This is a genomic window from Thiolapillus sp., from assembly GCF_048562965.1.
Classification (GTDB): domain Bacteria; phylum Pseudomonadota; class Gammaproteobacteria; order Chromatiales; family Chromatiaceae; genus Thiolapillus; species Thiolapillus brandeum_A.
Map to the genome: position 1 here is coordinate 1 of NZ_JBHNMF010000473.1, position 2,575 is coordinate 2,575.

At 56.0% G+C, this 2,575-nt stretch carries 3 protein-coding genes; all 3 read right to left on the reverse strand.

The window, feature by feature from the left end; genetic code table 11:
• Positions 1-175: 175 nt before the first annotated feature.
• Complete coding sequence (locus ACOCD2_RS16515) at positions 176-565, reverse strand: KfrB domain-containing protein (protein WP_419589621.1); 390 nt, start codon at positions 563-565, stop codon at positions 176-178.
• A gap of 61 nt (positions 566-626) precedes the next feature.
• The gene (locus ACOCD2_RS16520; RefSeq protein ID WP_293648907.1) at positions 627-1,469 is read right to left on the reverse strand and encodes a DNA-binding protein; all 843 of its coding nucleotides are present in this window, start codon (positions 1,467-1,469) and stop codon (positions 627-629) included.
• Between the two features lie 147 nt (positions 1,470-1,616).
• On the reverse strand, positions 1,617-2,575 hold a 959-nt coding region (locus tag ACOCD2_RS16525; protein WP_293815240.1), incomplete at its 5' end, for a ParB/RepB/Spo0J family partition protein.

Sequence of the window (2,575 nt, forward strand, 5' to 3'; positions counted from 1 at the left end):
CTACCAGCCTTCGCTTCGCTCTCCATGGCTGGCAGCGGCGGCGTCGTATTCCGGCTCATTTTGAAGCGATCCAAGATCACCATTCCGGAGCACCTTGGGGAATTGCCTCCAAGGGGAGCGCTCACCTTTCCCTAACATACTCACAAAGAGTCTCCCTAAATTTTAGCGGCTAAAATCAGCGGGAGCGACTACGGGCCTGCTTGATCGATGAGTCAGATGCAACAGCCCGACCGTCAGCATTGTATTCAATGCTCTTTGTACTCCCTATTCCAGGTACTATATCGAAATCATTGCGTAAATGCATAATGAATTTTTTACCGCATTGCTGGTAAACGGAGTCCTTGTCGGCATGCGCGATAACCCCGGCGCTGACCTGCTTCTTATCAGCAGGCGAGGCCGTATAAATGTTGTAGATACCGGCCTTTAGATTGCCGGCCTTATCAACCTTTTCACTATTCCACCCCTTTCCGCTGTCGGACTGAACGATGCGTTGACCGTTCATCACCAACACACGTCTTTTCATTTTGGAAGATCCTTCGTAAATCAATACGGCTAGAAGCGCCAAGTATCCTTGGCGCAGTAAAACAAATAGGGAAAATTAAGGTTATAGCAATAAGGCTCAGTTATCACCTCAACTTTTTATGCTCCTGAGTATTGAGTACCTGTTCCAGGACCTCAACACGGCCGCGCAACCGGGCAGCCTCCTCACTAGAGGCGCGAGCATCCTTTCTCGACGCATCTAGGTCAGCCTGAAGTTTGATGTACCGGTCCGCCTGGCGCGCCACTTCTTGCGCCGTCTGCTTGCGCTGTTCAGCGAACTGATCGCGTTCGTACTGAAGCTGAGCCTCGGCCTTTGAAAGAGCGTCAGAGAGGCGATCTCGCTCCTTTGCGGACGTGGCGCGCACAGCGTCGAACTCAGACCGCATTTCCTTTATCTCCGCCCTATGCTCCGCCTGCGCCACCTTGACGGCCTCCAGGGCCTTGTCACGCTCAGCACGCAACTTTTCCACGTCGGCGTGCGCGTGATTCAACTCGGCCCGCAACTCGCTCGCACGAGCCTCTGAGGTTGCAGCACGTTCGCCGACTTCAGCGACCTTGCCCCGAAGATCGGCAACATCAGCCTTGGCAGTGGCCTCGGACTTTTCCAACTCTGTCAGCCGGGAAGCCGCTTGCTCAAGCTCGACCGCCTGTGACTCGTTGGCCAACTCCTGGGCCTGAGCCCAGAGTGAGCCCACGAAGGACTGTGCAGCCTGCATAACCAACTCAGGTACCTGCACGGCCAAGGGAGATGCCTGGGAGATCTGAGCGCGCCTCCACTCCTTCATGGCCGCACTGGCGTCATTCATGTTGACCCGCGCGGCTTTTCGCACCGCGTCAACGGTAGGAAAGCCCTCACGACCACCCTGCTCATACAGATCGTCCGCCGCTGCGAAGATACGATCCCGAACCTCCTTGCTCATTTGCACCATGACAGTCACCTTCCTCGTTTAGATGAGCAGCAAGAAGAAGAATAATAATAATATTACTATTATTTGTCAAGGCGGATTTGCCCTACCATGCAAAAAAATCCCGCACAAGGCGGGGCTCTTTTCAGGGTTGAGGGCGGGGTCGGCGGATCAGGTTTCCATGACCGCCACCAGCTCGACGCCAAGCAGGTCTACCTCGACCTCTTGGCCGTCCATCTCGTACTTGACCCACGCCAACCCTTCTTGTGAAGGCCGGCGATCAAGCAGGAGCCGACCAAGCTTCTCGTCATGATACACGACCACGATAGCCTTCTTCAGCTTGTCGGGATCAATTTCCTTGGGCTTCTTGGACTTTGCTTTCGGTTCGGCCTCCTCATTGTCGTCATCGGCACCGCCTTCGCCCTGGGGATCGCCATCACCACCATGCTGCTTGTCATCGAGGAATTCTCGCAACAGCTTGACCGATCCACGGGTCAGGTCCTGGGTGTCATCATCCATCCAGGCGGCGACCTCTTCCGGGGCCTGCTTGTGGACCTTCACCAGTTCATTAATAACGGTGACATCGTTGACCCGCCCGACGGTGAAAGCCTCGGAGATGGGCTCGGGCAGATCAAGCAGTGTCACATGCTGGGTGACAAATGCCGGCGACTTGCCCAGCTCTTTGGCAATGTCCCGTTTCTTTTTGCCTCGGGCCAGCTCCCGACCGATCCAGTCTGCAATCTCCCTGGGCGTCAGGTCATTGCGCTGCAAGTTCTCGATCACCTGGTCCGCTTCGGTGTAATCAGGATCGATATAGGCCGGAATGGTGGTCTTATCGGCAATGATCGAAGCACGGTAGCGCCTGGCGCCATGGTTGATCATGTACCGCCCTTCGACCTCCGGATGGGGACGAACAGAGATAGGTGACTTGACCTTGCGTTCCCGGATCGTATCGGCCAGCTCGCCGAGACTCTGCTTGGAGAAACCGGGGCTGTCTTCGTGACGCGGCTGATTCGGATCTTCATCGATCAGATCGATGGGCAGCTCCAGCGGCCCGCCGTTCCCACCGGTCGGCTGGTTCAGCAAGCCGGACAGATCACCGATGGAATCCAATCCGAGACTAGAGGGTT